The organism is Kitasatospora sp. NPDC096147 (genome assembly GCF_044763225.1).
GTDB lineage: Bacteria > Actinomycetota > Actinomycetes > Streptomycetales > Streptomycetaceae > Kitasatospora.
In genome coordinates this window covers 77,842-103,202 of the sequence record NZ_JBIWFX010000023.1, presented here as the reverse complement: position 1 = coordinate 103,202, position 25,361 = coordinate 77,842, and the positions used below count along the sequence as shown (strand labels likewise).

24 protein-coding genes, 5 tRNA genes and 1 pseudogene are annotated in these 25,361 nt (G+C 72.7%); 20 read left to right on the top strand and 10 right to left on the bottom strand.

What is annotated here, in order from left to right; all coding sequences use genetic code 11:
* Positions 1 to 47: 47 nt before the first annotated feature.
* Genes ACIRBX_RS37230 through ACIRBX_RS37220 form a run of 3 tightly spaced genes read right to left on the bottom strand, consistent with a single transcriptional unit; the run spans position 48 to position 4,706 of the window.
* Positions 48 to 473: a DUF742 domain-containing protein gene (locus tag ACIRBX_RS37230; protein ID WP_402304641.1), complete on the bottom strand. Its 426-nt coding sequence runs from the start codon at positions 471 to 473 to the stop codon at positions 48 to 50.
* A gap of 53 nt (positions 474 to 526) precedes the next feature.
* Positions 527 to 940, bottom strand: coding sequence for a roadblock/LC7 domain-containing protein (locus tag ACIRBX_RS37225; RefSeq protein ID WP_345289569.1), 414 nt, complete (start codon positions 938 to 940; stop codon positions 527 to 529).
* Between the two features lie 10 nt (positions 941 to 950).
* Positions 951 to 4,706, bottom strand: a complete 3,756-nt coding sequence (locus ACIRBX_RS37220) for a nitrate- and nitrite sensing domain-containing protein (RefSeq protein WP_402304640.1) — start codon at positions 4,704 to 4,706, stop codon at positions 951 to 953.
* A 561-nt stretch (positions 4,707 to 5,267) separates the two neighbouring features.
* On the opposite strand from ACIRBX_RS37220, the gene ACIRBX_RS37215 reads away from it, so the two are divergent.
* The 8 genes from ACIRBX_RS37215 to ACIRBX_RS37180 all read left to right on the top strand — a co-directional run bounded on the left by ACIRBX_RS37215 (position 5,268) and on the right by ACIRBX_RS37180 (position 8,634).
* On the top strand, positions 5,268 to 5,462 hold the full coding sequence (locus tag ACIRBX_RS37215) for a hypothetical protein (protein WP_402304639.1): 195 nt from the start codon (positions 5,268 to 5,270) through the stop codon (positions 5,460 to 5,462).
* 130 nt (positions 5,463 to 5,592) lie between these two features.
* The gene (locus ACIRBX_RS37210) at positions 5,593 to 6,393 is read left to right on the top strand and encodes a fumarylacetoacetate hydrolase family protein (RefSeq protein ID WP_402304638.1); all 801 of its coding nucleotides are present in this window, start codon (positions 5,593 to 5,595) and stop codon (positions 6,391 to 6,393) included.
* Entirely contained in the window at positions 6,386 to 7,891 is a 1,506-nt protein-coding gene (gene gltX / locus ACIRBX_RS37205; protein WP_402304636.1) for a glutamate--tRNA ligase, read from the top strand. The genes ACIRBX_RS37210 and gltX overlap by 8 nt, the downstream gene beginning before the upstream one ends.
* 207 nt (positions 7,892 to 8,098) lie before the next feature.
* Positions 8,099 to 8,170: transfer RNA gene (locus ACIRBX_RS37200), tRNA-Gln, on the top strand.
* A 29-nt stretch (positions 8,171 to 8,199) separates the two neighbouring features.
* Positions 8,200 to 8,272: transfer RNA gene (locus tag ACIRBX_RS37195), tRNA-Glu, on the top strand.
* Positions 8,273 to 8,290: 18 nt separating this feature from the next.
* Positions 8,291 to 8,366: transfer RNA gene (locus ACIRBX_RS37190), tRNA-Glu, on the top strand.
* A gap of 70 nt (positions 8,367 to 8,436) precedes the next feature.
* Positions 8,437 to 8,512, top strand: a tRNA-Glu gene (locus tag ACIRBX_RS37185).
* A 47-nt stretch (positions 8,513 to 8,559) separates the two neighbouring features.
* Positions 8,560 to 8,634: transfer RNA gene (locus ACIRBX_RS37180), tRNA-Gln, on the top strand.
* A 97-nt stretch (positions 8,635 to 8,731) separates the two neighbouring features.
* Here the strand turns inward: ACIRBX_RS37180 and ndgR are convergent.
* Positions 8,732 to 9,445 (bottom strand): IclR family transcriptional regulator NdgR, encoded by a 714-nt coding sequence (gene ndgR / locus ACIRBX_RS37175; protein WP_030275730.1) that lies wholly within the window; start codon positions 9,443 to 9,445, stop codon positions 8,732 to 8,734.
* A gap of 170 nt (positions 9,446 to 9,615) precedes the next feature.
* Between ndgR and leuC the strand changes: the two genes are divergently transcribed.
* The 4 genes from leuC to ACIRBX_RS37155 all read left to right on the top strand — a co-directional run bounded on the left by leuC (position 9,616) and on the right by ACIRBX_RS37155 (position 12,929).
* On the top strand, positions 9,616 to 11,037 hold the full coding sequence (leuC, locus tag ACIRBX_RS37170; protein ID WP_402304634.1) for a 3-isopropylmalate dehydratase large subunit: 1,422 nt from the start codon (positions 9,616 to 9,618) through the stop codon (positions 11,035 to 11,037).
* A 5-nt stretch (positions 11,038 to 11,042) separates the two neighbouring features.
* On the top strand, positions 11,043 to 11,639 hold the full coding sequence (gene leuD, locus ACIRBX_RS37165) for a 3-isopropylmalate dehydratase small subunit (RefSeq protein WP_402304631.1): 597 nt from the start codon (positions 11,043 to 11,045) through the stop codon (positions 11,637 to 11,639).
* 191 nt (positions 11,640 to 11,830) lie between these two features.
* Positions 11,831 to 12,055, top strand: coding sequence for a hypothetical protein (locus tag ACIRBX_RS37160; protein ID WP_402304628.1), 225 nt, complete (start codon positions 11,831 to 11,833; stop codon positions 12,053 to 12,055).
* Between the two features lie 133 nt (positions 12,056 to 12,188).
* Positions 12,189 to 12,929 carry an HU family DNA-binding protein gene (locus tag ACIRBX_RS37155; protein ID WP_402304625.1) on the top strand — a complete coding sequence of 247 codons (741 nt, stop codon included), beginning with the start codon at positions 12,189 to 12,191 and terminating at the stop codon, positions 12,927 to 12,929.
* 106 nt (positions 12,930 to 13,035) lie between these two features.
* Here ACIRBX_RS37155 and ACIRBX_RS37150 read toward each other — a convergent pair.
* Positions 13,036 to 13,830, bottom strand: a pseudogene (locus ACIRBX_RS37150) (GntR family transcriptional regulator).
* 147 nt (positions 13,831 to 13,977) lie between these two features.
* Between ACIRBX_RS37150 and ACIRBX_RS37145 the strand changes: the two are divergent.
* On the top strand, positions 13,978 to 14,226 hold the full coding sequence (locus ACIRBX_RS37145; RefSeq protein WP_402304623.1) for a hypothetical protein: 249 nt from the start codon (positions 13,978 to 13,980) through the stop codon (positions 14,224 to 14,226).
* A 257-nt stretch (positions 14,227 to 14,483) separates the two neighbouring features.
* Here the strand turns inward: ACIRBX_RS37145 and ACIRBX_RS37140 are convergent, their stop codons facing one another.
* Together ACIRBX_RS37140 and cofC are read right to left on the bottom strand one after the other, a co-directional pair.
* Complete coding sequence (locus ACIRBX_RS37140; protein WP_402304621.1) at positions 14,484 to 14,714, bottom strand: hypothetical protein; 231 nt, start codon at positions 14,712 to 14,714, stop codon at positions 14,484 to 14,486.
* A gap of 350 nt (positions 14,715 to 15,064) precedes the next feature.
* Positions 15,065 to 15,838, bottom strand: coding sequence for a 2-phospho-L-lactate guanylyltransferase (gene cofC / locus ACIRBX_RS37135; protein WP_402304619.1), 774 nt, complete (start codon positions 15,836 to 15,838; stop codon positions 15,065 to 15,067).
* 160 nt (positions 15,839 to 15,998) lie between these two features.
* Between cofC and ACIRBX_RS37130 the strand changes: the two genes are divergently transcribed.
* From ACIRBX_RS37130 to ACIRBX_RS37120, 3 genes are all read left to right on the top strand, one after another.
* Positions 15,999 to 16,811 carry a lysophospholipid acyltransferase family protein gene (locus ACIRBX_RS37130; protein ID WP_402304616.1) on the top strand — a complete coding sequence of 271 codons (813 nt, stop codon included), beginning with the start codon at positions 15,999 to 16,001 and terminating at the stop codon, positions 16,809 to 16,811.
* Positions 16,808 to 17,809 carry an NAD(P)H-dependent glycerol-3-phosphate dehydrogenase gene (locus ACIRBX_RS37125; RefSeq protein ID WP_402304613.1) on the top strand — a complete coding sequence of 334 codons (1,002 nt, stop codon included), beginning with the start codon at positions 16,808 to 16,810 and terminating at the stop codon, positions 17,807 to 17,809. Before ACIRBX_RS37130 ends, ACIRBX_RS37125 begins: the two co-directional genes overlap by 4 nt.
* An 86-nt stretch (positions 17,810 to 17,895) precedes the next feature.
* On the top strand, positions 17,896 to 19,035 hold the full coding sequence (locus tag ACIRBX_RS37120; protein ID WP_402304611.1) for a D-alanine--D-alanine ligase family protein: 1,140 nt from the start codon (positions 17,896 to 17,898) through the stop codon (positions 19,033 to 19,035).
* A gap of 7 nt (positions 19,036 to 19,042) precedes the next feature.
* Here ACIRBX_RS37120 and ACIRBX_RS37115 read toward each other — a convergent pair whose 3' ends face one another.
* Together ACIRBX_RS37115 and ACIRBX_RS37110 are read right to left on the bottom strand one after the other, a co-directional pair.
* On the bottom strand, positions 19,043 to 19,567 hold the full coding sequence (locus tag ACIRBX_RS37115) for a DUF3515 domain-containing protein (RefSeq protein WP_402304609.1): 525 nt from the start codon (positions 19,565 to 19,567) through the stop codon (positions 19,043 to 19,045).
* Between the two features lie 19 nt (positions 19,568 to 19,586).
* A complete protein-coding gene (locus ACIRBX_RS37110) occupies positions 19,587 to 19,820 on the bottom strand; it encodes an Lrp/AsnC family transcriptional regulator (RefSeq protein ID WP_402304606.1) in 234 nt (77 codons plus the stop codon).
* 138 nt (positions 19,821 to 19,958) lie between these two features.
* On the opposite strand from ACIRBX_RS37110, the gene ACIRBX_RS37105 reads away from it, so the two are divergent.
* The 3 genes from ACIRBX_RS37105 (at position 19,959) to thiD (ending at position 22,902) form a co-directional block, all read left to right on the top strand.
* The gene (locus tag ACIRBX_RS37105; protein WP_402304602.1) at positions 19,959 to 20,933 is read left to right on the top strand and encodes a thiamine-phosphate kinase; all 975 of its coding nucleotides are present in this window, start codon (positions 19,959 to 19,961) and stop codon (positions 20,931 to 20,933) included.
* A gap of 124 nt (positions 20,934 to 21,057) precedes the next feature.
* Positions 21,058 to 22,083 carry a 6-phosphofructokinase gene (locus ACIRBX_RS37100; RefSeq protein WP_402304600.1) on the top strand — a complete coding sequence of 342 codons (1,026 nt, stop codon included), beginning with the start codon at positions 21,058 to 21,060 and terminating at the stop codon, positions 22,081 to 22,083.
* 24 nt (positions 22,084 to 22,107) lie between these two features.
* Entirely contained in the window at positions 22,108 to 22,902 is a 795-nt protein-coding gene (gene thiD, locus ACIRBX_RS37095; protein ID WP_402304598.1) for a bifunctional hydroxymethylpyrimidine kinase/phosphomethylpyrimidine kinase, read from the top strand.
* A gap of 166 nt (positions 22,903 to 23,068) precedes the next feature.
* Here the strand turns inward: thiD and rpmB are convergent, their stop codons facing one another.
* Complete coding sequence (rpmB, locus tag ACIRBX_RS37090) at positions 23,069 to 23,254, bottom strand: 50S ribosomal protein L28 (RefSeq protein WP_082598345.1); 186 nt, start codon at positions 23,252 to 23,254, stop codon at positions 23,069 to 23,071.
* Between the two features lie 280 nt (positions 23,255 to 23,534).
* Here rpmB and ACIRBX_RS37085 point away from each other — a divergent pair, with 280 nt between their 5' ends.
* Positions 23,535 to 25,160, top strand: coding sequence for a DAK2 domain-containing protein (locus ACIRBX_RS37085; RefSeq protein ID WP_402304596.1), 1,626 nt, complete (start codon positions 23,535 to 23,537; stop codon positions 25,158 to 25,160).
* Positions 25,161 to 25,361 lie beyond the last annotated feature (201 nt).

Below are 25,361 nucleotides of genomic sequence, written 5' to 3'. Positions count from 1 at the left end.
CGACGACGATCTTCGCGGAGGTGGTGGCGCGGCTGGGGGCGGCCGCGTTAGAGCTTGCGAAGTCCACTGAGGACCCTTTCGAGCAGCGTGACGTCCGGCGTTCCGCCCGACTCTCCGGCGGCGGCGGGCTGGTGGATGGCGACGAGACCGGCCTCGGCCAGGTCGGCGACCAGGATGCGGGCGACCCCGAGCGGCACTCCGGCCAGCGCCGAGATCTCGGCCACCGACTTGACCTCACGGCAGAGGCCGACGATCCGGGCGTGCTCCGGCAGCAGCCCGCCGGTCCGCTCGGCGGCCGTGGTGGTCGAGATCAGGGCCTCGATCGCCAGCTGGTACCGGGGCCGGGTGCGGCCACCGGTCATCGCGTACGGGCGGACCAGCGGCTGCTGCTCGTACCCGTCGGACTGGTCACCGTAGCCGTTGCCGTACCCGTTGCTTCCGTACGGGCCGCCGGGTGTCGGGGGCGGGGTCATGAGGGTCCTCCTGGATGCTCTGGTCAGTGGCTGCGCTTCGGGATGACGGTCCGTCAGTGCAGCAGGCTGCCCTGGAGTTCCGCGCGCAGGGCCGGCGTCAGCACGGCTCCGGCGCGGTCCACCAGGAGGGCCATCTCGTAGCCCACGAGACCGATGTCGGAATCGGGGGCCGCGAGCACGGCGAGGGAAGATCCGTCGCTGATGGCCATCAGGAAGAGGAAGCCGCGCTCCATCTCCACGACGGTCTGGTTGACCTCGCCGCCCTCGAAGATCCGGCTGGCGCCGGAGGTGAGGGAGGTGAGGCCGGAGGCGACGGCGGCGAGCTGGTCGGCGCGGTCGCGGGGGAAGCCCTCGGACATGGCGAGCAGGAGCCCGTCGGCGGAGACCACCACGGTGTGGGACACCCCGGGGGTGCTGTCCACGAAGCTGGTGATCAGCCAGTTCAGGTTCTGTGCTGCCTGGCTCATCTGGGTCAACTCAACGCTCCTGCTGGTTCGAGCCGTAACCGGGGTTGTCCTGGGCGCCGCCGCCCTGCGGGCCGAAGCCGTCGAAGCGCGGCGGACGGGTCGGCATGCCGCCGCCCTGCGAGGCGGCCTCGGCACCGGCCTGGCGGCCCTGCTGGATGCCGCGGCGCAGGTTGGTCAAGCGGCCGCGCACCTCCTCGGGGCTGCGGGAGACCTGCGGACCGGTCAGCGGCGATGCCTCGGCGGTGCCCGAGACCAGGTTGGCCTGCGGGGTCCGGCGGGGCAGACCCGACAGGGTCAGCCCGTCCGACGAGGGCTCGCGGACCTGCTCGGCCCGGCGCCAGCGCTCGTCGTTGGCGGACGGGCGCCACGGCGCGTCACCGGGACCGGGGCCGTCCTGGCCCGGCTGCGGCCGGCCGTCCGACTGCGGCTGCGGCGGCTGCTGCGCCGGGGCCTGCGGCCGGGTGGGGGCCTGCTGAGCCTGCTGGGCCTGCGGCTGCGCGGCCGGAGCCTGCATTCGCTGGGCCGGCCGGGGCTGCTCGCCGAGGCCCGGCGCGGAGGTGCCGGGACGCTGCGGCTGGTACGACGGACGGGGGCGGGCCTGCGGGTCGCCGGTCGCCTCGGGCAGACCGCGAGCCGGCAACTCCGCACCGGGGGCGGGCTGCTGACGCGGCGTCCGCTGCGGAGCCGGGGCGCCGAAGCCGTCCTGGGGGCGCTGCCACTGCACGGTGTCGTCGAGACCCGGGCCGGTCGGCAGGGCCATCGGCTGACCCTGCTGCGGGGCCTGCTGCTGCGGCTGCTGCTGGAAGGGCTGCTGGAACGACTGCTGCTGGGGCACCGGGTTGGGCACCGACGGCAGCACCGGCTCGACCAGGCCGAGGCCCAGCGGGTCACGCGGGTCGATCTCGCTGGCCTCGAACCGCGGCCGGCTGAACTGCGCGGTGGACTCGGCCGCCGCCTCCAGCGGGGCCGGGGCCTGCTGCTGGAACTGCGGCTGGGCGGGGGCCTGCTGCGGCGCGGGCGCCTGCGGGCGGCCCTGCGGCTGCGGACGGCGACCGGCCTCGGGCTGGCCGGCCCGGCCGTGCTGCGGCTGCTCGCCCCAGCCCTCGGCACCCTGGGAGGCCGGCTCGGGGCGCTGGCGCTCCTGGCCGAAGCCCGGCTGCGGCCGGCCCGGCTGCTGGCCCTGCGGCTGCCCCGGACCCTGGCCCGGGCCGCGGCGCGGCAGCCCGGCACCCGGAGCACCGAGACCCGGAGCACCCTGCCCCGGAGCACCGGCACCCGGAGCACCGGAGGCACCCGGGGTGCGACGCGGCATCAGACCCTCGGCGGGGTTCTCCCGGCCGGGCTGGCCGCCGTCACGCAGCGACTGGCCCGCGTCCCGGGTGGGCAGGCCGCCCGCCGGAGCACCGGCGGCGGGGCCGCCGAACAGGTTGGGGGAGCCACCGGGCGCACCGGCCGGAGCACCCGGACGGCCACCGCCCTGCGGGCCCTGACCCAGCTGCGGCCGGCTGCCCGGAGCGCCGCCGGGGCGACCCTGCGGAGCCTGCGGGCCCTGGCCGAGCGCGGCGGCGCCACGGCCGGCCAGCGCCTCGGCGGTGCTGCCGCGGCCCTGCTGACGCGGCGTCGGACCGACCCCGCGCTGCGGGGTCTTGCCCGGGCCGCCGGGACGGCCGGCAGCCCGGCGGTCGGCGGAGGTGGTGACGTCGAGCGGGAGCATGACCAGCGCGGTGGTGCCGCCGGAGTCGCTCGGGCGGAGCTGGATCCGGATGCCGTGTCGCAGGGACAGGCGGCCGACCACGAAGAGGCCCATCCGGCGGGAGACCGAGACGTCCACCACCGGCGGGTTGGCCAGGCGCTCGTTGATGTCCGCCAGGTCGTCGGGGGAGAGGCCGATGCCGGTGTCGTGGATCTCGATCAGCACCCGGCCGTCCGGCAGCGCGTGGCCGGTCACCCGAACGCGGGTCTGCGGGCTGGAGAACGAGGTGGCGTTCTCCAGCAGCTCGGCGAGCAGGTGGACGAGGTCGTTGACGACCCGGCCGGCCACCTCGGCCGACGGCACCGAGGCCAGCTCGATGCGCTCGTACTGCTCCACCTCGGAGGCGGCGGCGCGGAGCACGTCGACCAGCGGGACGGGGCGGGTCCAGCGGCGGCCCGGGTCCTCGCCCGCGAGGACGAGGAGGTTCTCGCCGTTGCGGCGCATGCGGGTCGCGAGGTGGTCGAGCTTGAACAGCGAGGCCAGCTGGTCCGGGTCCGCCTCGCGGCTCTCCAGCTCGGAGATGAGCGACAGCTGACGCTGGATCAGGCCCTGGCTGCGGCGCGAGAGGTTGGTGAACATCGCGTTGATGTTGCCTCGGAGCAGCGCCTGCTCGGCGGCCAGTCGGACGGCCTCGCGGTGCACCATGTCGAAGGCGTGCGCCACGTGGCCGATCTCGTCGGCCGAGTCGACGCCGACCGGCTCGACGGTGACGTCGACGTCGTGCGGGTCGCTCTCGGAGAGGGTCTTGACCAGCTCGGGCAGCCGCCGCTCGGCGACGTCCTCGGCGGCGACCTGGAGACGGGTCAGCGAGCGCACCATCGAGCGGGCCACCAGGGCGGCGCCGGCGATGGCGACGATCAGCACCAGGGCGATCAGACCACCGTTGACCAAGGCCTGGGTGTCGGCCTCGTCCTGCAGGGCGCCGGCCCGGCCGTCGAGGTCCTCGAGCAGCTTCTTCTCGATCTTCTGCTCGTTGGTGATCTTCACCGTGGCGCTGTCGTACCAGTCCTTGTAGGTACGGGCCTCGGTCTGCTTGATGCCGTTCGGGTTGAGGACGGCCTTGCTGTACCGGTCGGCGTTGGCGATCTCCTGGTCCCGGGTCAGGCCCCGGCGCAGGGCCTGGGCCTCGGTGTCGCCGTAGATCGCGTTGAAGTTGGTGAGGGCGTTGTCCTCGGAGGTCTTCAGGCGGATGCCGAAGGTCTCGTCGGAGGAGGACAGGTCCGGGCCACCGGGGTTGGCGAGCGCGGCGCTGATCAGCGCGCGCTGCATCGAGGTGTTCTCCTTGGCCAGCGAGAACTGGTAGAGGCCACGGGTGATCTTGACCAGCTCGGTCGAGTTGGACGCGATCGCGATGTCCTGCGTGATGGAGAGCAGGTTCTTGATGATCACGTCGTAGTTGGTGATCGTGGCCTGGATGTTCTTGTGGTCGACGTAGGCGTTGCTGCGGGCCTCGGAGAGCTGGTTGAGGTCACGGCGGACCTGGAGCAGCAGGGCCTTGCCACCGGCGAGGTCGAGGTCGTCGAAGTTGTCCGCGCTGGCCGCGAAGGCCTTGCTCAACTGGTCCGAGACCTTGCGGGCGTTGGCGACGTCGTCGTCCTTCGCGCGCTCCGGGCCGCCGGTGGTCAGCGGGCCGGCGCTGAGGTCGCGCTCGCTCTGCAGGGCGTTCGCCAGGTCGGTGGCGGTGCGGGCCAGGTCGGCGAGGTTGGCCATCTGGGAGAGCTGGCGGGAGTTCTCCATCGAGGACTGCACGCGCAGGCCGCCGAGCGCCAGGGCGACCACCACGGGGAGGAGCAGCAGCGCGATCAGGCGGGTGCGGATCTTCCAGTTGCGCATGGCGAACCGGCTCAGACCGGTGGCCCGGCGGCGGGTCAGCGAGGTGCGCAGCCGTGAGCGTCCGCTCGGCTTCTCGTTCTGATCGGTGCCGTCGGCACCGTCCTGCGGCTCGGGCTCGCCGCCGCCTGCTATCTGCTCACCGGGTCCCGTGAGCGGCGCCGCCTGATGGGGGCCTGCCACGGGCTCACGCGACTCCGGGTCTCCCGCGGCGCCGCTGCCCCTCTTGAAACGTCCCTGCACTGGCGTCGCAACCTCTGGACCGGGCGCCCCTCCCCGCTGGCACGGTTCGGGACGGTGTCGAGTTTTTCCGTCGCATTCCAGCACAGCGTGGGAACTCCAACAAGGGGCGTTACCTGTCAGTGTCCTAGACCACCCAGCGCGCGCACCGTCTCACGGACTGTGCGGTAACAGGCCGGGAATACGGCGCTTTTCGGACACTCGACCGATACATGCCAAGCTGACCTCGGAGTGCCCGATCCGGTAGAGGTCCCGGAATGTCCGAGATATCGGATTTGAGGCGATGTCCCCGCCGTCGGTAAATGTCCGCGATGTGGCATTTCCCCGGCATTTTGTGAGCAAAGTCACAGCGGAATGTATAGCTAAGATCACGGCGACTGTGGAAGAAGATCAGCCTCCCGCGGCGGCCGACCGTCTACCCTTGTGCGCTGTGCCAGGCGTGAGCCTGCCCGGAATCACCCCGGCCGATTCCTCGAATCGGCCCCGAACCCAAGGTGTGACGCAATGTCCCAGCTCTCGAACGGCTCGACCGCCAACCCGCGCCGCACCACGCTGGCCTCGGTCGCGGACTTCGGCCAGCTGCTCGGCTCCCCGGCGGACCGCGCGGTCGAGTACGCCACCGAGCTGCCCACCGCGACCGCCAACCCGCGCCGCACCGTGCTGATGACCGCGCCGGCCCCGCGCCTGCCGCAGGACTGACGCGCACTCACGTCCCGAGGGGCGTCGGCCCGCCGTCGAGCGGTCCGGCGCCCCTCGCGTCATATCCTGGGTCCGTTCCAGTACAGGGCCCGGTCAGGCCGGTGCCCGACCGACCGAGAGGCTCCCCACCGTGCGCATCGCCAGGTTCTCCGTCCGGGAAGGAAGCCCTGCCGCCGGCAGCGTCTCCTTCGGAGTGGTCGAGGGCGACCCCGCCCAGCCCGACACGGTGGTGGTGCACGGCCTGGCCGGCCACCCGATCGTCTCGCTCCAACTGAGCGGCGAGAGCTACCGCCTGCAGGACATCCGGCTGCTCTCCCCGATCCTCCCCAACAAGGTGGTCGCGGTCGGCCGCAACTACGCCGAGCACGCCGCCGAGCTGGGCCACCAGGTCCCCGAGGTCCCGCTCACCTTCTTCAAGCCCTCCACCTCGGTGATCGGTCCGACCGAGGCGATCGCCTACCCGCCGTTCTCCTCCGACGTCCAGCACGAGGCCGAACTGGCCGTGGTGATCGGCCGGATGGGCCGCGAGGTGCCGGTGGCCCGGGCGTCCGAGGTGATCTTCGGCTACACCTGCGCCAACGACGTGACCGCCCGCGACGTCCAGCAGCGCGAGGGCCAGTGGGCCCGCGCCAAGGGCTTCGACACCGCCTGCCCGCTCGGCCCGTGGATCGAGACCGAGCTGGACCCGAGCGACCTGGCGATCACCTGCACCGTCAACGGCGAGCTCCGCCAGGCCGGCCGGACCTCCCAGATGGTCCGCTCGATCGCCGAGCTGATCGCCCACATCTCCGAGGCGATGACCCTCCTCCCCGGTGACGTCATCCTCACCGGCACCCCGGCCGGGGTCGGCCCGGTCCAGGTCGGCGACGAGGTCGCCGTCTCCGTCGAGGGCATCGGCACCCTCTCCAACAAGGTGGTCAAGCGTGGCTGACAACACCCCGGACCCGACCGTCCGGGTCCGCTTCTGCCCCTCCCCGACCGGGAACCCGCACGTCGGCCTGGTCCGCACCGCCCTCTTCAACTGGGCCTTCGCCCGCCACCACGGCGGCACCCTGGTCTTCCGGATCGAGGACACCGACGCGGCCCGGGACTCCGAGGAGTCGTACGGGCAGCTGCTGGACGCCATGCGCTGGCTCGGCTTCGACTGGGACGAGGGCCCCGAGGTCGGCGGCCCGCACGCCCCCTACCGGCAGTCCCAGCGGATGGACATCTACGCCGAGGTGGCGGAGAAGCTGCTGGCCGGCGGCCACGCCTACCGCTGCTACTGCTCCACCGAGGAGCTGGACGCCCGCCGCGAGGCTGCCCGCGCGGCCGGCCGGGCCTCCGGCTACGACGGCCACTGCCGCGAGCTGACGGAGCAGCAGACCGCCGCGTACGTCGCCGAGGGCCGCGCGCCGATCGTCCGGTTCCGGATGCCCGACCGCACCATCGCCTTCGACGACCTGGTCCGCGGCACCCTGAGCTTCGAGCCGGAGAACGTCACCGACTACGGCATCGTCCGGGCCAACGGCGCCCCGCTCTACACCCTGGTCAACCCGGTGGACGACGCCCTGATGGGCATCACCCACGTGCTGCGCGGCGAGGACCTGCTCTCCTCGACGCCCCGTCAGATCGCCCTCTACGCCGCCCTGGCCGAGATCGGCGTCGGCAACGGCACCACCCCGCGCTTCGGCCACCTGCCCTACGTGATGGGGGAGGGCAACAAGAAGCTCTCCAAGCGCGACCCGCAGGCCAGCCTCAACCTCTACCGGGAGCGCGGCTTCCTGCCCGAGGGCCTGCTCAACTACCTGGCCCTGCTGGGCTGGTCGCTGGCCGAGGACCGGGACCTGTTCTCGATGGACGAGCTGGTCGCCCACTTCGACATCGCCAAGGTCAACTCCAACCCGGCCCGCTTCGACCTGAAGAAGTGCGAGGCGATCAACGCGCACCACCTGCGCGAGCTGGCCCCGGAGGACTTCGTCCGCCGCCTGGTGCCCTACCTCCAGGCCCCCGGCCTGCTGCCGGCCGAGCCCACCGCCGCCCAGCTCGACCTGCTGGCGAAGGTGGCCCCGCTCACCCAGGAGCGGATGGTGGTGCTCTCCGAGATCGTCACCATGGCCGGCTTCCTGTTCGTCGACCCGGCCGCGTTCGCCCTCGACCCGGAGGACGCGGCCAAGGTGCTGAACGCCGACGCCCGCCCGGTGCTGGAGGCCAGCGTCACGGCCCTGACCGAGCTGGCCGACTTCACCCCCGAGCCGATCCAGGCCGCCCTGCGCGCCGCCCTGGTGGACGGCCTGGGCATCAAGCCCAAGTTCGCCTTCACCCCGCTGCGGGTCGCGGTCACCGGCCGCCGGGTCTCCCCGCCGCTCTTCGAGTCGATGGAGCTGCTCGGCCGCGAGGAGACGCTGCGCCGCCTGACGGCCGCCCTGGACGCCGTCCCGAAGGGCTGAGCCGCCGGCCGGCGGGGGGCTGCGTGACCAGCCGCGCAGCCCCCCGCCACCCGGCCTGCGGTTATGGATTTTGGAGCAGGGCCGGGAGTCGGGTAATGTTCTTTCTGCGCCGCCCGGGAGGGACAGGGCGAGGGACCAGAAGCCTCGTCAGGAAGCAACCAAGCGGTCGCAACGCCGAGTGAAACCCCGTCAGGGGCCGCGCTCTGGTGGGGTATGGTGTAATTGGCAGCACGAGTGATTCTGGTTCATTTAGTCTAGGTTCGAGTCCTGGTACCCCAGCGCAGTACGAGCAAGACCCAGCAGTACAAGCCCCCGTTGTGTAGCGGCCTAGCACGCTGCCCTCTCACGGCAGTAGCGCCGGTTCGAATCCGGTCGGGGGTACGCACCACAAAAGAACAAGCCCCCGTTGTGTAGCGGCCTAGCACGCTGCCCTCTCACGGCAGTAGCGCCGGTTCGAATCCGGTCGGGGGTACCAGATCCTCTCCACTGTCCCCGTCGGACGAGTTCGCAACCCCGGCACGGACGAAGCACAGGATCGCCAGCTTGCCCCCGTTGTGTAGCGGCCTAGCACGCTGCCCTCTCACGGCAGTAGCGCCGGTTCGAATCCGGTCGGGGGTACCAGAGCGAAAGGCCGGTGGGCTTCACAGCCCACTGGCCCGATGCTTTGTTGGGGTATGGTGTAATTGGCAGCACGAGTGATTCTGGTTCATTTAGTCTAGGTTCGAGTCCTGGTACCCCAGCCAGTAGGAAGCCCCGGAATTCCGGGGCTTTTTTGCATTTCCCGCACGGAAAAGGAGAACGGCCCCCGGAGGGGCCGTTCGGACGGACTCGATTCGGCGGTCAGCCGCGGCGGAGGGCCTCGGTGAGGCGGTTGGCGGCCTCGATGATGGCCTGGGCGTGCAGCCGGCCGGGGTGGCGGGTCAGGCGCTCGATCGGGCCGGAGACCGAGACGGCGGCCACCACGCGGTTGGACGGGCCGCGCACGGGGGCGGAGACCGAGGCCACGCCGGGCTCCCGCTCGCCGATGGACTGGGCCCAGCCGCGCCGCCGGACGCCGCTGAGCGCCGTCGCGGTGAAGCGGGCGCCCTGGAGGCCGCGGTGCAGGCGCTCGGGCTCCTCCCAGGCCAGCAGGACCTGGGCGGCGGAGCCGGCCTTCATCGGCAGGGTGGAGCCGACCGGGACGGTGTCCCGCAGGCCGGACAGCCGCTCGGCGGCGGCCACGCAGATCCGCATCTCGCCCTGCCGGCGGTAGAGCTGGGCGCTCTCGCCGGTGACGTCGCGCAGGTGCGTGAGCACCGGCCCGGCGGTGGCCAGCAGGCGGTCCTCGCCCGCAGCGGCGGAGAGTTCGGCGAGCCGGGGGCCGAGGATGAAGCGGCCCTGCATGTCCCTGGTGACCAGGCGGTGGTGTTCGAGTGCGACGGCGAGACGGTGGGCCGTGGGGCGCGCCAGACCGGTGGCGGCGACCAGCCCCGCCAACGTGGCGGGGCCCGACTCCAGTGCGCTGAGCACCAGAGCGGCCTTGTCGAGAACGCCGACGCCGCTAGTGTTGTCCATGCCCTAAGACTGCAGTCTCAGTCCGCGAGACGCAAGTTCAATTTCCTGAGAAACCCGCCACTCTTGGTGGAGCAGCCCGGCAGACACCCAGGATCGAGCCTCACCAGGCTGTCCACATCCTGGACAACAGAGACGAGCGGCCGGCAGTGCGGCCGGCTGGAGGGATTCCGATGGGACGGACACTTGCGGAGAAGGTCTGGGACGACCACGTCGTCCGGCGCGCGGAGGGCGAGCCCGACCTGCTCTACATCGACCTGCACCTGCTCCACGAGGTGACCAGCCCGCAGGCGTTCGACGGCCTCCGGCTGGCCGGCCGCACCGTCCGCCGGACCGATCTCACGATCGCGACCGAGGACCACAACACCCCCACCCTGGACATCGACAAGCCGATCGCCGACCCGGTCTCCCGGGTGCAGCTGGAGACGCTGCGCAAGAACGCGGCCGAGTTCGGCGTCCGGATCCACTCGCTCGGCGACGTCGAGCAGGGCGTGGTGCACGTGGTCGGCCCGCAGCTGGGCCTGACCCAGCCGGGCACCACGGTGGTCTGCGGCGACTCGCACACCTCCACCCACGGCGCCTTCGGCGCACTGGCGTTCGGCATCGGCACCAGCCAGGTCGAGCACGTGCTGGCCACCCAGACGCTGCCGCTGGCCCCGTTCAAGACCATGGCGATCACGGTCGAGGGCGAGCTGCCCGAGGGCGTCACCGCCAAGGACCTGATCCTGGCCATCATCACCAAGATCGGCACCGGCGGCGGCCAGGGCTACGTCCTGGAGTACCGCGGCTCGGCGATCCGCAGCCTCTCCATGGAGGCCCGGATGACGATCTGCAACATGTCGATCGAGGCGGGTGCCCGGGCCGGCATGATCGCCCCGGACCGGACCACCTTCGACTACCTGGAGGGCCGCCCGCACGCGCCGAAGGGCGCCGACTGGGACGCGGCCGTGGAGTACTGGTCCACGCTGACCACCGACGAGGACGCGGTCTTCGACGCCGAGGTGTTCATCGACGCGGCCGAGCTGACCCCGTTCGTCACCTGGGGCACCAACCCCGGCCAGGGCGCCCCGCTGGGCGCCAACGTGCCGCACCCGGAGGACTTCGAGGACCCGCAGGAGCGGACCGCCGCCGAGAACGCCCTGAAGTACATGGGCCTGGAGGCCGGCACCCCGCTGCGCGAGGTCGCGGTGGACGCCGTCTTCGTCGGCTCCTGCACCAACGGCCGGATCGAGGACCTGCGGGCCGCCGCGGGAATCCTGGAGGGCCGTCAGATCGCCGACGGGGTAAGGATGCTGGTGGTCCCCGGCTCCGTCCGGGTCGCCCTGCAGGCGGTCGAGGAGGGCCTGGACAAGGTCTTCACCGCGGCCGGCGCCGAGTGGCGGCACGCCGGGTGCTCGATGTGCCTGGGCATGAACCCCGACCAGCTGGCTCCGGGCGAGCGCTGCGCCTCCACCTCGAACCGCAACTTCGAGGGCCGGCAGGGCAAGGGCGGCCGTACCCACCTGGTCTCCCCGCAGGTCGCCGCGGCGACCGCCCTGCTGGGCCGCCTGGCCGCCCCGTCCGACCTGTCCGACCGCGCTTCTGTGGAGGTCTGAGCGCCATGGAGAAGTTCACCACGCACACCGGCCGGGCCGTCCCGCTGCGCCGCAGCAACGTCGACACCGACCAGATCATCCCGGCGCACTGGCTGAAGAAGGTCACCCGTTCCGGTTTCGAGGACGGCCTGTTCGAGGCCTGGCGCAAGGACGATTCCTTCGTGCTCAACCTGCCGGAGCGTCAGGGCGCCTCGGTGCTGGTGGCCGGCCCGGAATTCGGCACCGGATCTTCCCGCGAGCACGCGGTCTGGGCGCTGCAGAACTACGGTTTCCAGGCCGTCATCTCCTCGCGCTTCGCCGACATCTTCCGGGGGAACTCGCTGAAGAACGGCCTGCTCACCGTGGTCCTCCCGCAGGAGACGGTGGAGCGGCTGTGGGCGCTGACCGAGGCCGACCCGACCGCCGAGATCACCGTCGACCTGGAGGCCCGCGAGGTCCGGGCCGAGGGCGTCACCGCCTCCTTCGAGTTGGACGACAACGTCCGCTGGCGGCTGCTCAACGGTCTGGACGACATCAGCATCACGCTCCGGAACGAGGGTGACATCGCCGAGTTCGAGGCGACCCGACCCTCCTTCAAGCCGCGTACCCTGCCGGTCGCCTGAGGCTCCGAATCCTGACGCTCCACCGGATGGCCCACCCCCTCAGGGGGGTGGGCCATCCGTCTGTTCCGGGCCCGAGTTGAGCTCCGGATAAACCCCCGCGCAGCGCAACTCCGTACAGATGGCACAATCGTTGCATGCACCGGCACCATGAACCTCCGTACGGGGATGGCGAACCCGCCTCCTCGGAGGGGATGGACACCCCGGAAGTCACGGCGCTCTACGCGCTGGTGGCCGAGCGGTTGAAGCTGGCACACGACCGCGTTCATGCGCTGAACGTGTCAACCGAGGCAAAGACCGCTCTCACTCGTCAGCTCCTGATCGTCACCGAGACCGCCAAGCGCGATCTCCCGGGGGCGGCAAGGAGGTTGACGCGCTTTGTCCAGGACCTCGACGAGGGGCGCCAGCCGCTCGGATGAGGCGCCGAACGCGCAAATCCATTGCGACACTAGGGTGATTCGCGCGTTCAGTAATTGAAAGTCCGCAGATACATACCTAACGTGCGAAAAGAACGGATGGAATCATCCGGCGCTCGTTTCCGAAGGGGAAGACGTGAACAAGGCTCAGCTTGTCGAAGCGGTGGCCGAGCAGCTGGGCGGTCGCAAGGCTGCCGCAGAGGCCGTCGACGCAGTGCTCGACACCATGGTGCGTGCCGTCGTGGCGGGTGACCGCGTGTCGGTCACCGGCTTCGGCACCTTCGAGAAGGTCGACCGCTCCGCGCGGTTCGCCCGCAACCCGCAGACCGGCGAGCGGGTCAAGGTCAAGAAGACCGCCGTCCCGCGCTTCCGCCCGGGCCAGGGCTTCAAGGACCTCGTGGCCGGCAGCAAGAAGCTGCCGAAGGACGGTCCGTCGGTGAAGAAGGCCCCCAAGGGCTCGCTCACCCCGGGCAAGACCGGCACCACCGCCGCGGTCAAGCGTGCTGCCACCAAGCGCGCCACCACCGCTGCCGCCGCCGCTCCGGCCAAGCGCACCGCCGCGAAGAAGACCACGGCCGCCGCTGCCGCTCCGGCCAAGAAGACCGTGGCGAAGAAGACCACCGCCACGGCCACCAAGAAGGCCACCGCCGTCAAGAAGGCGACCGCCACCAAGGCTGCGGCCACCAAGGCGACCGCCACCAAGACGGCCGCCGCCAAGAAGGCCGCCCCGGTCAAGAAGACCACCACGGCCAAGGCCACCCCGGCGAAGAAGACCACCGCCGCGGCCAAGAAGACCACCGCGACCGCGAAGAAGACCGCGCCGGCGAAGAAGACCGCCGCCCGCAAGACCACCTCGCGCCGCTCCACCGCCAAGTAGTTCCTGGCGGAAGGTCAGCCGACGGCGGGTCAACTGCCGTGAGCCGTGGCGGCTCGCATCCGGGGACTCCCCGGAAGCGGGCCGCCACGGCTCTTTCGCGTGCCCGTCACGGGGTGGCGGACCGGGCCGGTCCGGCGGGCTGCTGACGGACGATCGGGAGCTCGTAGACGATCTCCCAGCGGGAGTCCGGGATCACCAGGTCCGCCGTCTCCACCGCCCGGCCGTCGGCGTCGTAGTACGTCCGCTCGATCACCGTCAGCAGGTCGTGCACCGGGATGTTGAGCAGGTGCGCCTGCTCCGCGGTGGCACGGCCGGGGCGCGGCTGCTCGACCACCCGGGTCACCGTGATGCCGATCGCGGCCATCCTGGTCACCACGTTCCGTCCCCGGTACGGCCCGAGTTCGGGGAAGAGCACCTTGGAGCTGCCGGTGACGGCCATCGGCTCCCAGCTGTCGGCCAACTGGGTCGGCCGGCCGTCGATCAGGAACTCGTAGGTGGTGTGCACGGTCTCGGCACCCGGCTCGATCCCGAGCCTGGCGGCGAGCTGCTCGTCGGCCCGGACCTGACTGTGCGTCTGGGACTCCTAGCCGCACCCCTCGCCGACGTCGCCGATGTCGAGCCGGAACGGCGCCGGACCGTCCAGGTCCGGGTGGAGCGAGCGGTACATCCGGTGCCGGGCCGGCGGCTGGCGCAGGAAGGTGCCCGAGCCCGCGTAGCTCTCCAGCAGGCCTTCGGTGATGAGCAGCTCCTGCGCCTTCTGGAGCTTGGTCGCCTTCACGTTGTACTCGACCGCGAGCTTGGCCCGGGACGGCAGGCGCTCGCCGGGCTGCCACTCACCGCGCAGGATGCGCTGCCGGAGCAGGTCAGCGATGCGGAGGTAGTCGCGCTCGGCATTCGGCATCTGACGCTCCTCACGGAGGCGGCCCCCGACGAGTGGGCAGGACGGGCGAACCGGGGCCAACCAGGGTTGACAATCTAATGCATCAGATGGAATCTAATTGCTTAGATTTACTGTCTGTGACCGTACGCTCGCGGGGAGAGTTGTTGCGTGCGAACCACCAGGGTGTTTGACGTGGCCAACCGGCTGGCCAGGGCGGCCGGCGCACGGGCGCGGGTCAGCCTCCGCGACGAGGGCGGCTACCGCGTCTACGTGATCCTGCCACGCGACATCGGCGCCGAGGCCCAACTCGCCGTCCTGGACGTGCTGGTCACCGCCGACCGGTTCGGGCACGACAAGGCCGAGACGGTCGAGGGCGTCTGGGCCGAGATCGACCCGGAGCCGGAGGAGCGGGCGTGAACGGGGAAGCACCGTCGTACGCGGTCGAGATCGAGGACGTCACCGCGCGGGCCGTCTTCGCCCGCCTGCCGGACGCCCTCGCGGCGCTCTGGGAGTCGCTCCGGGCGCTCCCGCTGGGGTGGACCCAGTACGAGGCGTACCGCTACTTCCTCGGCCCGGGGGCGGTCGAGCGGGTCACCGAAACGCTGGACCGGGAGGGTGAGTTGACGCTCTGCTTCGCGATGGCCGGGCGCTCGCACCTGGTGACCGTCGCGCTGTCAGGCCCCGGCGTCCCCGGCCGGGTCCGGGAAGGTCTGCAGGGTGAGGAAGACCACCCGGCGGGCCTCCCCGGCGCCCTCGGTCCGGATCCGCAGGCGCTGACCGGGACGCAGTAGCCGCAGGCCGCCGGCGTCGAAGGCGGCGGCGTCGAAGGGGACCGGGGTGCCGTCGTCCAGGAGGACGGAGCCACTGCGGGTCGCCGGGTCGAAGGTGTAGGAGGTGGCCTGCATGGGGGCAGCATAGCGAGCGCCGCCGCCACGGCCCCGCCGGTGACCGGCGCCGGGGAAAAGGGTCCCTTCGCGGCCTTCTTGTCGGTCGCCGATGCTGCGCGTGACTTCCCTGCGGCCTTGGGCCGGAGTGCGTGCGCTGCCCTCCGCATCCCGGGTCCCGGCCGGGAGGTGACCCCGTCTCGACGGCCCGCCCGCCCGCGCAGCGGAGCCGCACATTGCCGGCCCGGGCCGGTGTGGGTGCTCCGTCCTCCGCATCCCGGGTCCCGGCCGGGAGGTGACCCGTTCTCGACGGCTCGCCCGCCCGCGCAGCGGAGCCGCACATTGCCGGCCCGGGCCAGGAGGCGGTCGCCCTACCGGCAGCCGGCCTCGGCGGTGCGTCCGCGCGGCGCGGGTGCGGGGTCGGCCGGGGTCGGCCGGCCGTCGGCGGGAGGCCCACCGTACGTCCGTGCGTCAAGGACGGGGAGCAGGGCCGCCGTGTGCGGGCCGAGGCCCAGGGCGCGGGCCTCGTGGAGGTCCTCGCCGGTGTCGACGTCGCGGCGGACCGACGGCACGTGCGGGAGGTCGAGTTCGGCCGCGCCGGCGGCGGCGTGGCGGGCCCGGGAGCCGTCGCCGAAGCGCGGGTCCAGCGGGAGCCCGGGCGGGACGGCCAGGAAGGTGGTGCCGAGGCCGGGGGAGTCGGCGAGGAAGGAGCGGCCGGGGCGGGCGGCGGCCGAGGCCAGCACCAGGGCGAGCTCGGCGGGGCGCAGCGCGGGCAGGTCGGCGGAGAGGGCCGCCACGGGGGCGTGCGGGGCCAGCCCGTGGGCGCGCGAAGCGCCGTGCGCCAGGGCCGGGTTGAGCCCGCCGCCGGGTTCGTCGGCGACCAGCAGGGCACCGAGCCGGGCGAGTTCGGCCCCGGCCGCCGGGTCGTCGGTGACCACCAGCACCCGGGCGACCGCCGGGCAGGCCAGCGCGGCACGCACCGTGTCCAGGGCGAAGGCCAGCGCGAGTGCCGCCCGGCGGTCCCCGGCGAACGGGGCGAGCCGGCTCTTGGCCAGGGTGAGCCGTTTCACGGGCAACACCAGCGACCACTCGGGGTGGGGCGCGGGCGCGACGGCTGGTGCGGGGCGTACCGTGTCCTGGGTCATCGGCGCCATTCTGACGCCGGTGCGGGAATCCCGGCCAGGCGGCCCGCCCGTGACCGGCCGGGAACGCGCTCGACAGCGGTCGGGCCAGTGGCGAAACTGGTCCGCCGAGGACGTAACCCGTGGCACCCGGAGTGCCCCGGACGAGGAAAGAGGAGCAGGGGTGGCCCGCTCGAACGCCCGGTTCGGCAACGCCGACTACGGGATCTGGTACCGCTTCGCGGCCGTACTCGTGAAGCCGGTCACCACGGCCCTGGTGAAGCCGGACTGGCGCGGCTGGGAGCACCTGCCCGAGCGCGGCGGCTTCCTAGCCGTGGTGAACCACAACTCGGTGATCGACCCGGTGGTCTACGCGCACTGGCAGTACAACAGCGGCCGGCCGCCCCGGATACTGGGCAAGTCCCAGCTGTTCTCGGTCCCGTTCATCGGCTTCATGCTGCGCAAGACCGGCCAGATCCCGGTGTTCCGGGAGTCCACCGACGCGGCCGAGGCGTTCCGCGCGGCGATCGACGCGATCGACCGGGGCCAGTGCGTGCAGTTCTACCCCGAGGGCACCCTCACCCGGGACCCGGAGCTCTGGCCGATGACCGGCAAGAGCGGCGCGGCCCGGGTGGCGCTGATGACCGGGGCGCCGGTCATCCCGGTCGCGCACTGGGGCGCGCACGAGATCATCCCGCCCTACGGCCGGGGCGGGAAGAGCAAGTTCAACCTCTTCCCCCGGCACCGGGTGACGGTGGCGGCCGGCCCGCCGGTGGACCTGAGCAAGTACCAGGGCCAGGAGCTGACCGCCCAGGTGCTGCGGGACGCCACCGAGGACATCATGGCGGCGATCACCGAGGTGCTGGCCGGCATCCGGCACGAGGAGCCGCCGGCCGAGCGCTACGACATGCGCAGGGCGGCCCGCGAGCGGGCCGACCAGGCCGCCGCGAAGAAGCACCGGGCGGCCGGCACCGGCACCGAGGGGGCGGCCGAATGACCCGCTGCGCCGTCTTCGGCACCGGCTCCTGGGGCACCGCGTTCGCGCTGGTGATGGCGGACGCCGGCTGCGAGGTGGTCCTCTGGGGCCGCCGCAAGGAGTTGGTGGACGCCATCAACACCACCCACGCCAACCCGGACTACCTGCCCGGCACCCCGCTGCCGGCCAACGTCCGGGCCACCACCGATCCGGCCGAGGCACTGGCCGGGGCGGACTTCGCGGTGCTCGCGGTGCCGTCCCAGACGCTCCGTCAGAACCTCGCGGCCTGGGCCCCGCTGCTCGACGAGCGGACCGTGCTGGTCTCGCTGATGAAGGGCATCGAACTCGGCACCGCCAAGCGGATGTCCGAGGTGATCCAGGAGGTCGCCGGGGTCGGCTCGGCCCGGGTCGCGGTGGTCAGCGGGCCCAACCTGGCCCGCGAGATCGCCGACAAGCAGCCCGCCGCCTCGGTGGTGGCCTGCACCGACGAGCAGGTGGCCAAGCGGCTCCAGACGGCCTGTCACACGCCCTACTTCCGCCCGTACACCTCCACCGACGTGGTCGGCTGCGAGCTCGGCGGCGCGGTGAAGAACGTGATCGGCCTGGCGGTCGGGATGGCCGACGGCATGGGCCTGGGCGACAACACCAAGGCCACCCTGATGACCCGGGGCCTGGCCGAGACCACCCGGCTCGGCCTCACCCTGGGCGCCGACCCGTACACCTTCGCCGGCCTGGCCGGGATGGGCGACCTGGTGGCCACCTGCTCCTCGCCGCTGTCCCGCAACCACACCTTCGGCACCAACCTGGGCCGGGGCATGACGGTGGAGCAGACCATCGCCGCCACCCGGCAGACCGCCGAGGGCGTCAAGTCCTGCGAGTCGGTGCTCGACCTGGCCCGGCGGCACGGCGTCGACATGCCGATCGTGGCGGCCGTGGTCGACGTGGTGCACCACGGGCGGCCGACCCAGGAGGTGCTGGCCGGGCTGATGGCCCGTTCGGCGAAGCCCGAGCGGCGCTGAGGACTGACGGTCCGACACCGTGCGGGTGTCCTGCGCCGAGCTCGTGTCCTTCTTGAAACCGGCCGCACGGTAGTCTCAAATGCGATATGAGCATCGAACAGACCTCCCAGAACGCGGCCAAGCCGCGCGTTGCGATCGTCTTCGGCGGGCGCAGCTCCGAGCACGGCGTCTCGGTCGTCACGGCCGCCAGCGTGCTCCGGGCCATCGACCGGAGCAAGTACGAGGTGCTGCCCATCGGCATCACCCATGAGGGCCGCTGGGCCCTGGTCGGCGACGAGCCGGCCCGGATGGCCATCACCGACGGGAAGCTCCCCGACGTGGACGGCATCGCCGAGTCGGCCGAGGGCCAGGTCGCGCTGCCCGGCAGCCCGGCCAGCCGCGAGGTGGTCTGGAGCGAGCCCGGTGCCGCGCCCAAGGTGCTCGGCGAGGTCGACGTGGTGCTGCCGCTGCTGCACGGCCCGTGGGGCGAGGACGGCACCATCCAGGGCCTGTTGGAGCTCTCCGGGGTGCCGTACGTCGGCTCCGGCGTGCTGGCCAGCGCGGCCGGCATGGACAAGGAGTTCACCAAGCGGATCCTGGCCTCGCACGGCATCGGGGTCGGCAGCTACACCGTGGTCCGCCCGCGCGAGTGGGAGAGCGAGCAGGGCCGGGCCGCCGCCCGCGAGCGGATCGCCGCGCTCGGCCTGCCGGTCTTCGTGAAGCCCTGCCGGGCCGGCTCCAGCATGGGCATCACCAAGGTCAAGGACCTGGCCGGGCTGGACGCCGCGATCGACGAGGCACGCCGCCACGACCCCAAGGTGATCGTGGAGCTCGGGGTGACGGGCCGTGAGATCGAGTGCGCGGTGCTGGAGTTCGAGGACGGCCCGCGGGCCAGCGTGGCGGCCGAGGTGAAGGTCGGCGGCGACTTCGAGTTCTACGACTTCGAGGCCAAGTACATCGACTCCTCCGAGGTCGAGATCCCGGCGCGGCTGACCGCGCCGGAGCTGGCCGAGATCCAGCGGCAGGCGGTGGCGGCCTTCGAGGCGCTCGGCTGCGAGGGCCTGGCCCGGGTCGACTTCTTCCTGCTGGAGGACGGCAGCTGGATGGTGAACGAGATCAACACCATGCCCGGCTTCACCCCCATCTCGGCCTACCCGAAGATGTGGGAGGCCAGCGGCCTGCCCTACCCGGAGCTGATCGACCGGCTGCTGACCGCCGCGCTCAGCCGCTCCACCGGCCTGCGCTGACCACGGGTCAGCCGTTCGCCGTCCCCGGCTGCTGCGCCAGCCAGCCGGGGACGGCGGCCTTGATGGCGTCGGTGAAGGAGCTCAGCGGGTCGGCGTAGTTGGGGTAGGCGCCCTCGGGCACCCGGATCTCCACGTAGGCGTCCCGCAGCGTGGTGACGAAGTGGTAGCCGCCGCCCGGGCGCGCGCTCATGCCGAACTGGACGTCGTTCACCTCCGGCGCGGAGGCCAGCGGGTCGTCGTTGAGGTAGTCCGGCCGCTCGCTGCCGCAGACCAGCACGGTGCGCGGCGAGCTGCTCCAGGCGGCCGTGTAGGGCGAGGCGGGTGACGGGTCGTCACGCCGGTGGCCCAGCACAGTCTCCGGCAGCGCCCGGTCCAGCGCCTCGCAGGCGGCCACCGCCTTGCCGGTGGGCCTCGGCGGCTCGACGTCCTCCGGCAGGCTCCAGCTCCAGCCGAGCAGTCCGACGCAGGTCAGCAGGGCGGCCGGAGGAACGCCCCAGCGGACGGCGGCGGGCAGGCTGCTGAATCGGCTCACCCGGTGATGGTAGCCAGCCCTACAGGTTGACCACCGGGCAGGTGAGGGTGCGGGTGATCCCCTCGACCTGCTGCACCTGGGCGACCACCAGGCGGCCGAGCTCGTCGATGGTGGTGGCCTCGGCCCGGACGATCACGTCGTAGGGGCCGGTGACGTCCTCGGCCGAGATCACGCCCTCCACCTTGCCGATCTGCCGGGCCACGGCGGTCGCCTTGCCGACCTCGGTCTGGATCAGGATGTATGCCTGTACCACGGGGGACCTCCAGAGCGGGGCGGACGGACCGGGCGGTCTGATCACCACGCTACCGCTGACCCCCGCCGCTGGGGAGACCCCGGAGGGCGTACGCTGCGCCCAGACGGGGCGACAGGGCAAGTGGAGAGAGGGCGGCAGATGCAGGGGACCGTGGGCGAGCTCGGCGAGTTCGGACTCATCAGGGAGCTCACCGCCCGGCTGCCGACCACCCCGGCCGTGGAGCTCGGGCCGGGCGACGACGCCGCCGTGGTGAAGGCGCCGGACGGCCGGGTGGTGGCCACCACCGACGTGCTGATCGAGGGCCGGCACTTCCGCCGGGACTGGTCCACCGCCTACGACGTGGGCCGCAAGTGCGCCGCCCAGAACCTCGCCGACATCGCCGCGATGGGCGCGGTGCCGACCGCGATACTGCTCGGGCTGGTCGCCCCCGCCGACCTGCCGACCACCTGGGCCACCGAGCTGATGGACGGGCTGCGGGACGAGTGCCAGGTGGCCGGCGCCACCGTGGTCGGCGGCGACGTGGTGCGCGGCGACACCATCACGCTGGCCATCACCGCGCTCGGCGACCTCCAGGGCCGGGCCCCGGTGACCCGCTCCGGTGCCCGCACGGGCGACGTGGTCGCGGTCACCGGCTGGCTGGGCTGGTCCGCCGCCGGGCTCTCGGTGCTGGCCCGGGGCTTCCGCTCGCCGCGCGCCTTCGTGGAGGCGCACCGCCGCCCGGAGCCGCCGTACCACGCCGGCCCGGCCGGGGCCGACCTCGGCGCCACCGCGATGATCGACGTCAGCGACGGCCTGGTGGCCGACCTCGGCCACGTGGCCCGGGCCAGCGGGGTGGACATCGACCTGCGGGCCGCCGAGTTCGACGTGCCCGCGCAGATGGCCGACATCGGCCAGGCGGTCGGCATCGACCCGCTGGTCTGGGTGCTCTCCGGCGGCGAGGACCACGCGATCGTGGCCACCTTCCCGCCCTCGGTCCAACTGCCCGCCCGCTGGCGGGTGGTGGGCGAGGTGACCCGCCCGGCCAGCCCCGGCCGGGGCGGCACCGTGACGGTGGACGGCGCGCCCTGGGACCGGGCGGGCGGCTGGGACCACTTCGCCGCCGAGGAGGACTGAGGCGCGGGGATTCCGGTCGGCGTGCTCCGGGCGGATAGTGTGGGCCCGTCGGCAATGTCCGTTTCGACGGCTGTTGTCCGGCTCGTACGAGAATCCGACCAATCGAGCGGGAGAGCACGCCCCCATGCGCATCGGTGTCCTGACCAGCGGCGGAGACTGCCCCGGCCTCAACGCGGTGATCCGCTCGGTGGTGCACCGGGGCACCGACGTGCACGGCGACGAGATCATCGGCATCGAGGACGGCTTCCTCGGGCTGATCGAGGGCCGGTCCCGGCCGATCTCGCACGACGACGTGACCGGCCTGCTCACCCTCGGCGGCACCATCCTGGGCTCGGCCCGGGTGCAGCGCGAGCGCATCCAGTGGGGCGTGGAACACGCCCAGGAGCTGGCGGCGAAGCTCGGCATCGACGCGCTGATCGCGATCGGCGGCGAGGGCACGCTGACCGCCGCCCGGATGTTCAGCGACGCCGGGCTGCCGGTGGTCGGGGTGCCGAAGACCATCGACAACGACATCGACGCCACCGACGTGACCTTCGGCTTCGACACCGCCGTGCACGTGGCCACCGAGGCGATCGACCGGCTGAAGACCACCGCCGAGTCCCACCAGCGGGTGATGGTGGTCGAGCTGATGGGCCGTCACACCGGCTGGATCACCCTGACCGCCGGGATGGCCGCCGGGGCGCACGGCATCCTGATCCCGGAGAAGCCCTTCGACCTCGAAGCCGTCTCCCGGATGATCGAGGAGCGCTTCCGCCGGGGCAAGAAGTTCGCCATCATCGCCGTCGCCGAGGGCGCGCAGCCGGTGCCCGGCACGCTCCGCTTCGACCACGGCGCGGTGGACCAGTACGGCCACCAGACCTTCGGCGGGATCGGCAACCGGCTGGCCATCGAGCTGGAGAACCTGCTCGGCAAGGAGGCCCGCCCGGTGATCCTGGGCCACACCCAGCGCGGCGGCACCCCCACCGCCCGGGACCGGGTGCTGGCCACCCGCTTCGGCTGGCACGCGGTGGAGGCCGTCCACAAGGGCGCCTTCGGGCACTTCACCGCGCTGCGCGGCACCGACATCCAGCTGATCCCGGTGGCCGACGCCGTCCAGCAGCTGAAGACCGTCCCCGAGGACCGCTGGGCGGAGTCCGAAGCGGTGCTCTGAGCCGGGTTCGGTAGGTTGGCGCCCATGGTTGCTCCTCCTCGCGTACTCACCATCGCCGGATCCGACAGCGGCGGCGGCGCCGGCATCCAGGCCGACCTCAAGGCGATGCTCGCGCTCGGCGTGCACGGCATGAGCGTGATCACCGCCGTCACCGCGCAGAACTCGGTCGGCGTCCAGGGCTACTGGGAGCTCCCGGCCGAGGCGGTCCGGGCGCAGTTCCGCAGTGTGGTGGACGACATCGGCGTGCAGGCGGTGAAGACCGGCATGCTGGCCTCGGTGGAGCTGGTGGAGACCGTCGCCGAGCTGCTCGCCGGGGTCGGTGCCCCGGTGGTGGTGGACCCGGTCGGGGTCTCCAAGCACGGCGACGCGCTGCTCGCCGCCGAGGCGGTGGCCACCGTCCGGGAGAAGCTGCTGCCGGTCGCCACCCTCGCCACACCCAACCTGCACGAGGTGACCCAGCTCACCGGCATCGAGGTGGACGGCGAGGCCGGGATGGCCGCCGCCGCCGAGGCGCTGCTCGGGCACGGCCCGCAGTGGGTGCTGGTCAAGGGTGGCCACCTGGACGGCGAGGCGGCCGACCTGCTGGCCGGGGCCGACGGCTCGCGGCACTGGTACCGGGCGCCCCGGCTGGACAACCGGCACACCCACGGCACCGGCTGCACGCTGGCCAGCGCGATCGCGAGCGAGCTGGCCAAGGGCGCGGAGATGCCGGCCGCAGTGGCCGCGGCCAAGGACTACATCACCGGCGCGATCCGGGGCGGCTTCGCGCTCGGCGCCGGCATCGGCCCGGTGGACCACGCCTGGCGGTGGCGGTCCTGAGACGCACGGAAGGGCGGGCCCGAGGGCCCGCCCTTCCGGTCCGTCCGCTGCGATGCGTCCGTCGTGGTGAGCCCGTCGTGGTGCGCTCAGCGAGGGGGAAAGACAGAAAGCCGACCCGCCCTAGGGCGAATCGGCGATCTGGAGGACCGGCTAACCGGTCTGCGCGTCAGCGCGAGACCTTACCGGCCTTGATGCACGAGGTGCAGACGTTGAGCCGCTTCGGCGTCCGACCGACCGTCGCACGAACCGTCTGGATGTTGGGGTTCCAACGACGGGGGGTACGGCGGTGCGAGTGGGAGATGCTGTTGCCGAAGCCCGGCCCCTTGCCGCAGACGTCGCAGTTGGCAGCCACAGGAGTCACTCCAAGACTTCAGATCATTTACGTTCGAAAACCCCGGCTGAGCGACCGGACCACTAGCGTGGACCGGACCGGTTCAAGGGGTGCGCCCAGGTTGTTCCAGGCAACCGGGAGAGCATACAACGACCACTCCCGCTCAACGAAACTACCACGGTCCGGCCCATGATCGTCCCGGCGGTCACCCGCACCCACCACCGGCACCGACCGGCCCGTTCGCCGGATAACCTGCCAGCATCGCCCCATTCTTTCCGTCGCGTTCATCCGGAGGAGCCAGGTGCCGGCCACGCTAGACGCCACCACCGTCCGCACCTGGAGCCGCCTCGCGCTGACCGCCCTCGGTCAGGCCCGCGAGGAGATCGACGCCCTCAACGTGTACCCCGTACCGGACGGCGACACCGGCACCAACCTCTACCTGACGGTGGAGTCCGCCGCCGAGGCACTCGAACACGGCCCCGCCGACGGCGGGCTGGCCGAGGCCACCGCGCTGCTCGCCCGGGGCGCGCTGATCGGCGCCCAGGGCAACTCCGGGGTGATCCTCGCCCAGTGGCTGCGCGGCCTCGCCGAGGTGCTCGCCCACGGCGGCGAGCCCGCCGACCTGGGCCGGGCGCTGCGCCGGGCCGCCGACTCCGCCTACCAGGCGGTCGCCGAGCCGGTCGAGGGCACCCTGCTCACCGTCGCCGCCGCCGCCGCCGAGGCCGCCCAGGGCCAGGACGGCCGGGACGGGCTGACCGGCACCGCCGCCACCGCCTACCGGGCCGCCCGGGAGGCGCTGCTCCGCACCCCCGGCCAGCTGGCCGTGCTCGCCGAGGCCGGGGTGGTGGACGCCGGCGGCCGGGGCCTGGTCGCGGTGCTCGGCGCCCTCGCCGACGCGGTGGCCGGCAAGACCCCGATGGGCCCGGTGGCCCTGCGCCGGGACCACGGCCCGCGCCCGGCCGCCGGCTGCGAGGGCCACCAGCGCCCGCCCGGTCCTGGCCACCCCGCCTTCGAGGTGATCTACCTGCTGGACGCCCCCGACGAGGTGCTGCCCGGCCTGCGCCGCGAACTCGGCGCGCTGGGCGACTCCCTGGTGGTCGGCGGCGGCGACGGCCTGTGGAACGTGCACGTCCACGTGGACGACGCCGGGGCCGCCGTCGAGGCCGGCGTCCGGGCCGGCCGGCCGTACCAGATCCGGATCACCCACTTCGCCGAGGCCGCCGCCCGGGCGGGCACGGACCGCTCCGACCGCTCCGCGCCGGTGGCCGCCCGGGCCGTGCTCAGCGTGGTCACCGGCCCCGGGCTGGCCGAGCTCTGCGAGGAGGCCGGGGCGCACGTCCTGCTCGCCGACCCCGACCGGCCGCCGGCCAGCGCCGAACTGGCCGCCGCCGCCCGGCGGTGCGGCGCCCGGGAGGTGGTGCTGCTGCTGAACGACCCCGAGCTGCGGGCCGCCGCCGGTGCCGCCGCCGACCAGCTCCGGGAGGAGGGCGTGCGGATCGCGGTGCTGCCGACCCGGTCGCCGGTGCAGGGGCTGGCGGCGCTGGCCGTGCACGAGCCCGGACGTCGCTTCGACGAGGACGTGGTCGCGATGACCTCGGCGGCCGGGGCCACCCGGTACGCCGAACTCGTCGTCGCGGAGGGGGAGTCCTGGACGATGGCCGGGGTCTGCCAGGCCGGGGACGTGCTCGGCCTGATCGACGGCGACGTGGTCGCGATCGGGGCGGACCTGGCGGAGGTCGGCGAGGAGGTGCTCGGGCGGATGCTCGCGGCCGGCGGCGAGCTGGTCACCCTGGTCCTCGGCGAGGGCGCCCCGCCGTGGCTGGCCGAACGCCTGGACGCCCATGCCCGGCGCCAGCGCCCGGAGGTGGACACCGTCCGCTACGACGGGGGGCAGCAGGCGGTGCCGCTGCTCATCGGGGTGGAGTGACGGACGCTCCGCCCTGACGGCACGGCAGGACAGGCGCCCCACCCGACCCGCTGTCAGTCAGTTGCAGCGCCGAGTGGCGTGAGGCTCTGCTGATGTGCGGCTCCGCCGCGTGGGCACGAGCCGGAAGGCGCCCCACCGGCCACTGACCCGCTGTCAGTCAGTTGCAGTGCCCAGGGGCGCGAGGCTCTGCTGATGTGCGGC

What these genes read in the sequence shown, in the direction of transcription:
- ACIRBX_RS37230 (WP_402304641.1), bottom strand. Translation starts at nt 473, where the DNA reads ATGACCCCGCCCCCGACACCCGGCGGCCCGTACGGAAGCAACGGGTAC.
- ACIRBX_RS37225 (WP_345289569.1), bottom strand. Translation starts at nt 940, where the DNA reads ATGAGCCAGGCAGCACAGAACCTGAACTGGCTGATCACCAGCTTCGTG.
- ACIRBX_RS37215 (WP_402304639.1), top strand. Translation starts at nt 5,268, where the DNA reads ATGTCCCAGCTCTCGAACGGCTCGACCGCCAACCCGCGCCGCACCACG.
- ndgR (WP_030275730.1), bottom strand. Translation starts at nt 9,445, where the DNA reads ATGGACAACACTAGCGGCGTCGGCGTTCTCGACAAGGCCGCTCTGGTG.
- leuC (WP_402304634.1), top strand. Translation starts at nt 9,616, where the DNA reads ATGGGACGGACACTTGCGGAGAAGGTCTGGGACGACCACGTCGTCCGG.
- leuD (WP_402304631.1), top strand. Translation starts at nt 11,043, where the DNA reads ATGGAGAAGTTCACCACGCACACCGGCCGGGCCGTCCCGCTGCGCCGC.
- ACIRBX_RS37160 (WP_402304628.1), top strand. Translation starts at nt 11,831, where the DNA reads ATGGACACCCCGGAAGTCACGGCGCTCTACGCGCTGGTGGCCGAGCGG.
- ACIRBX_RS37140 (WP_402304621.1), bottom strand. Translation starts at nt 14,714, where the DNA reads ATGCAGGCCACCTCCTACACCTTCGACCCGGCGACCCGCAGTGGCTCC.
- cofC (WP_402304619.1), bottom strand. Translation starts at nt 15,838, where the DNA reads ATGACCCAGGACACGGTACGCCCCGCACCAGCCGTCGCGCCCGCGCCC.
- ACIRBX_RS37125 (WP_402304613.1), top strand. Translation starts at nt 16,808, where the DNA reads ATGACCCGCTGCGCCGTCTTCGGCACCGGCTCCTGGGGCACCGCGTTC.
- ACIRBX_RS37120 (WP_402304611.1), top strand. Translation starts at nt 17,896, where the DNA reads ATGAGCATCGAACAGACCTCCCAGAACGCGGCCAAGCCGCGCGTTGCG.
- ACIRBX_RS37105 (WP_402304602.1), top strand. Translation starts at nt 19,959, where the DNA reads ATGCAGGGGACCGTGGGCGAGCTCGGCGAGTTCGGACTCATCAGGGAG.
- ACIRBX_RS37100 (WP_402304600.1), top strand. Translation starts at nt 21,058, where the DNA reads ATGCGCATCGGTGTCCTGACCAGCGGCGGAGACTGCCCCGGCCTCAAC.
- thiD (WP_402304598.1), top strand. Translation starts at nt 22,108, where the DNA reads ATGGTTGCTCCTCCTCGCGTACTCACCATCGCCGGATCCGACAGCGGC.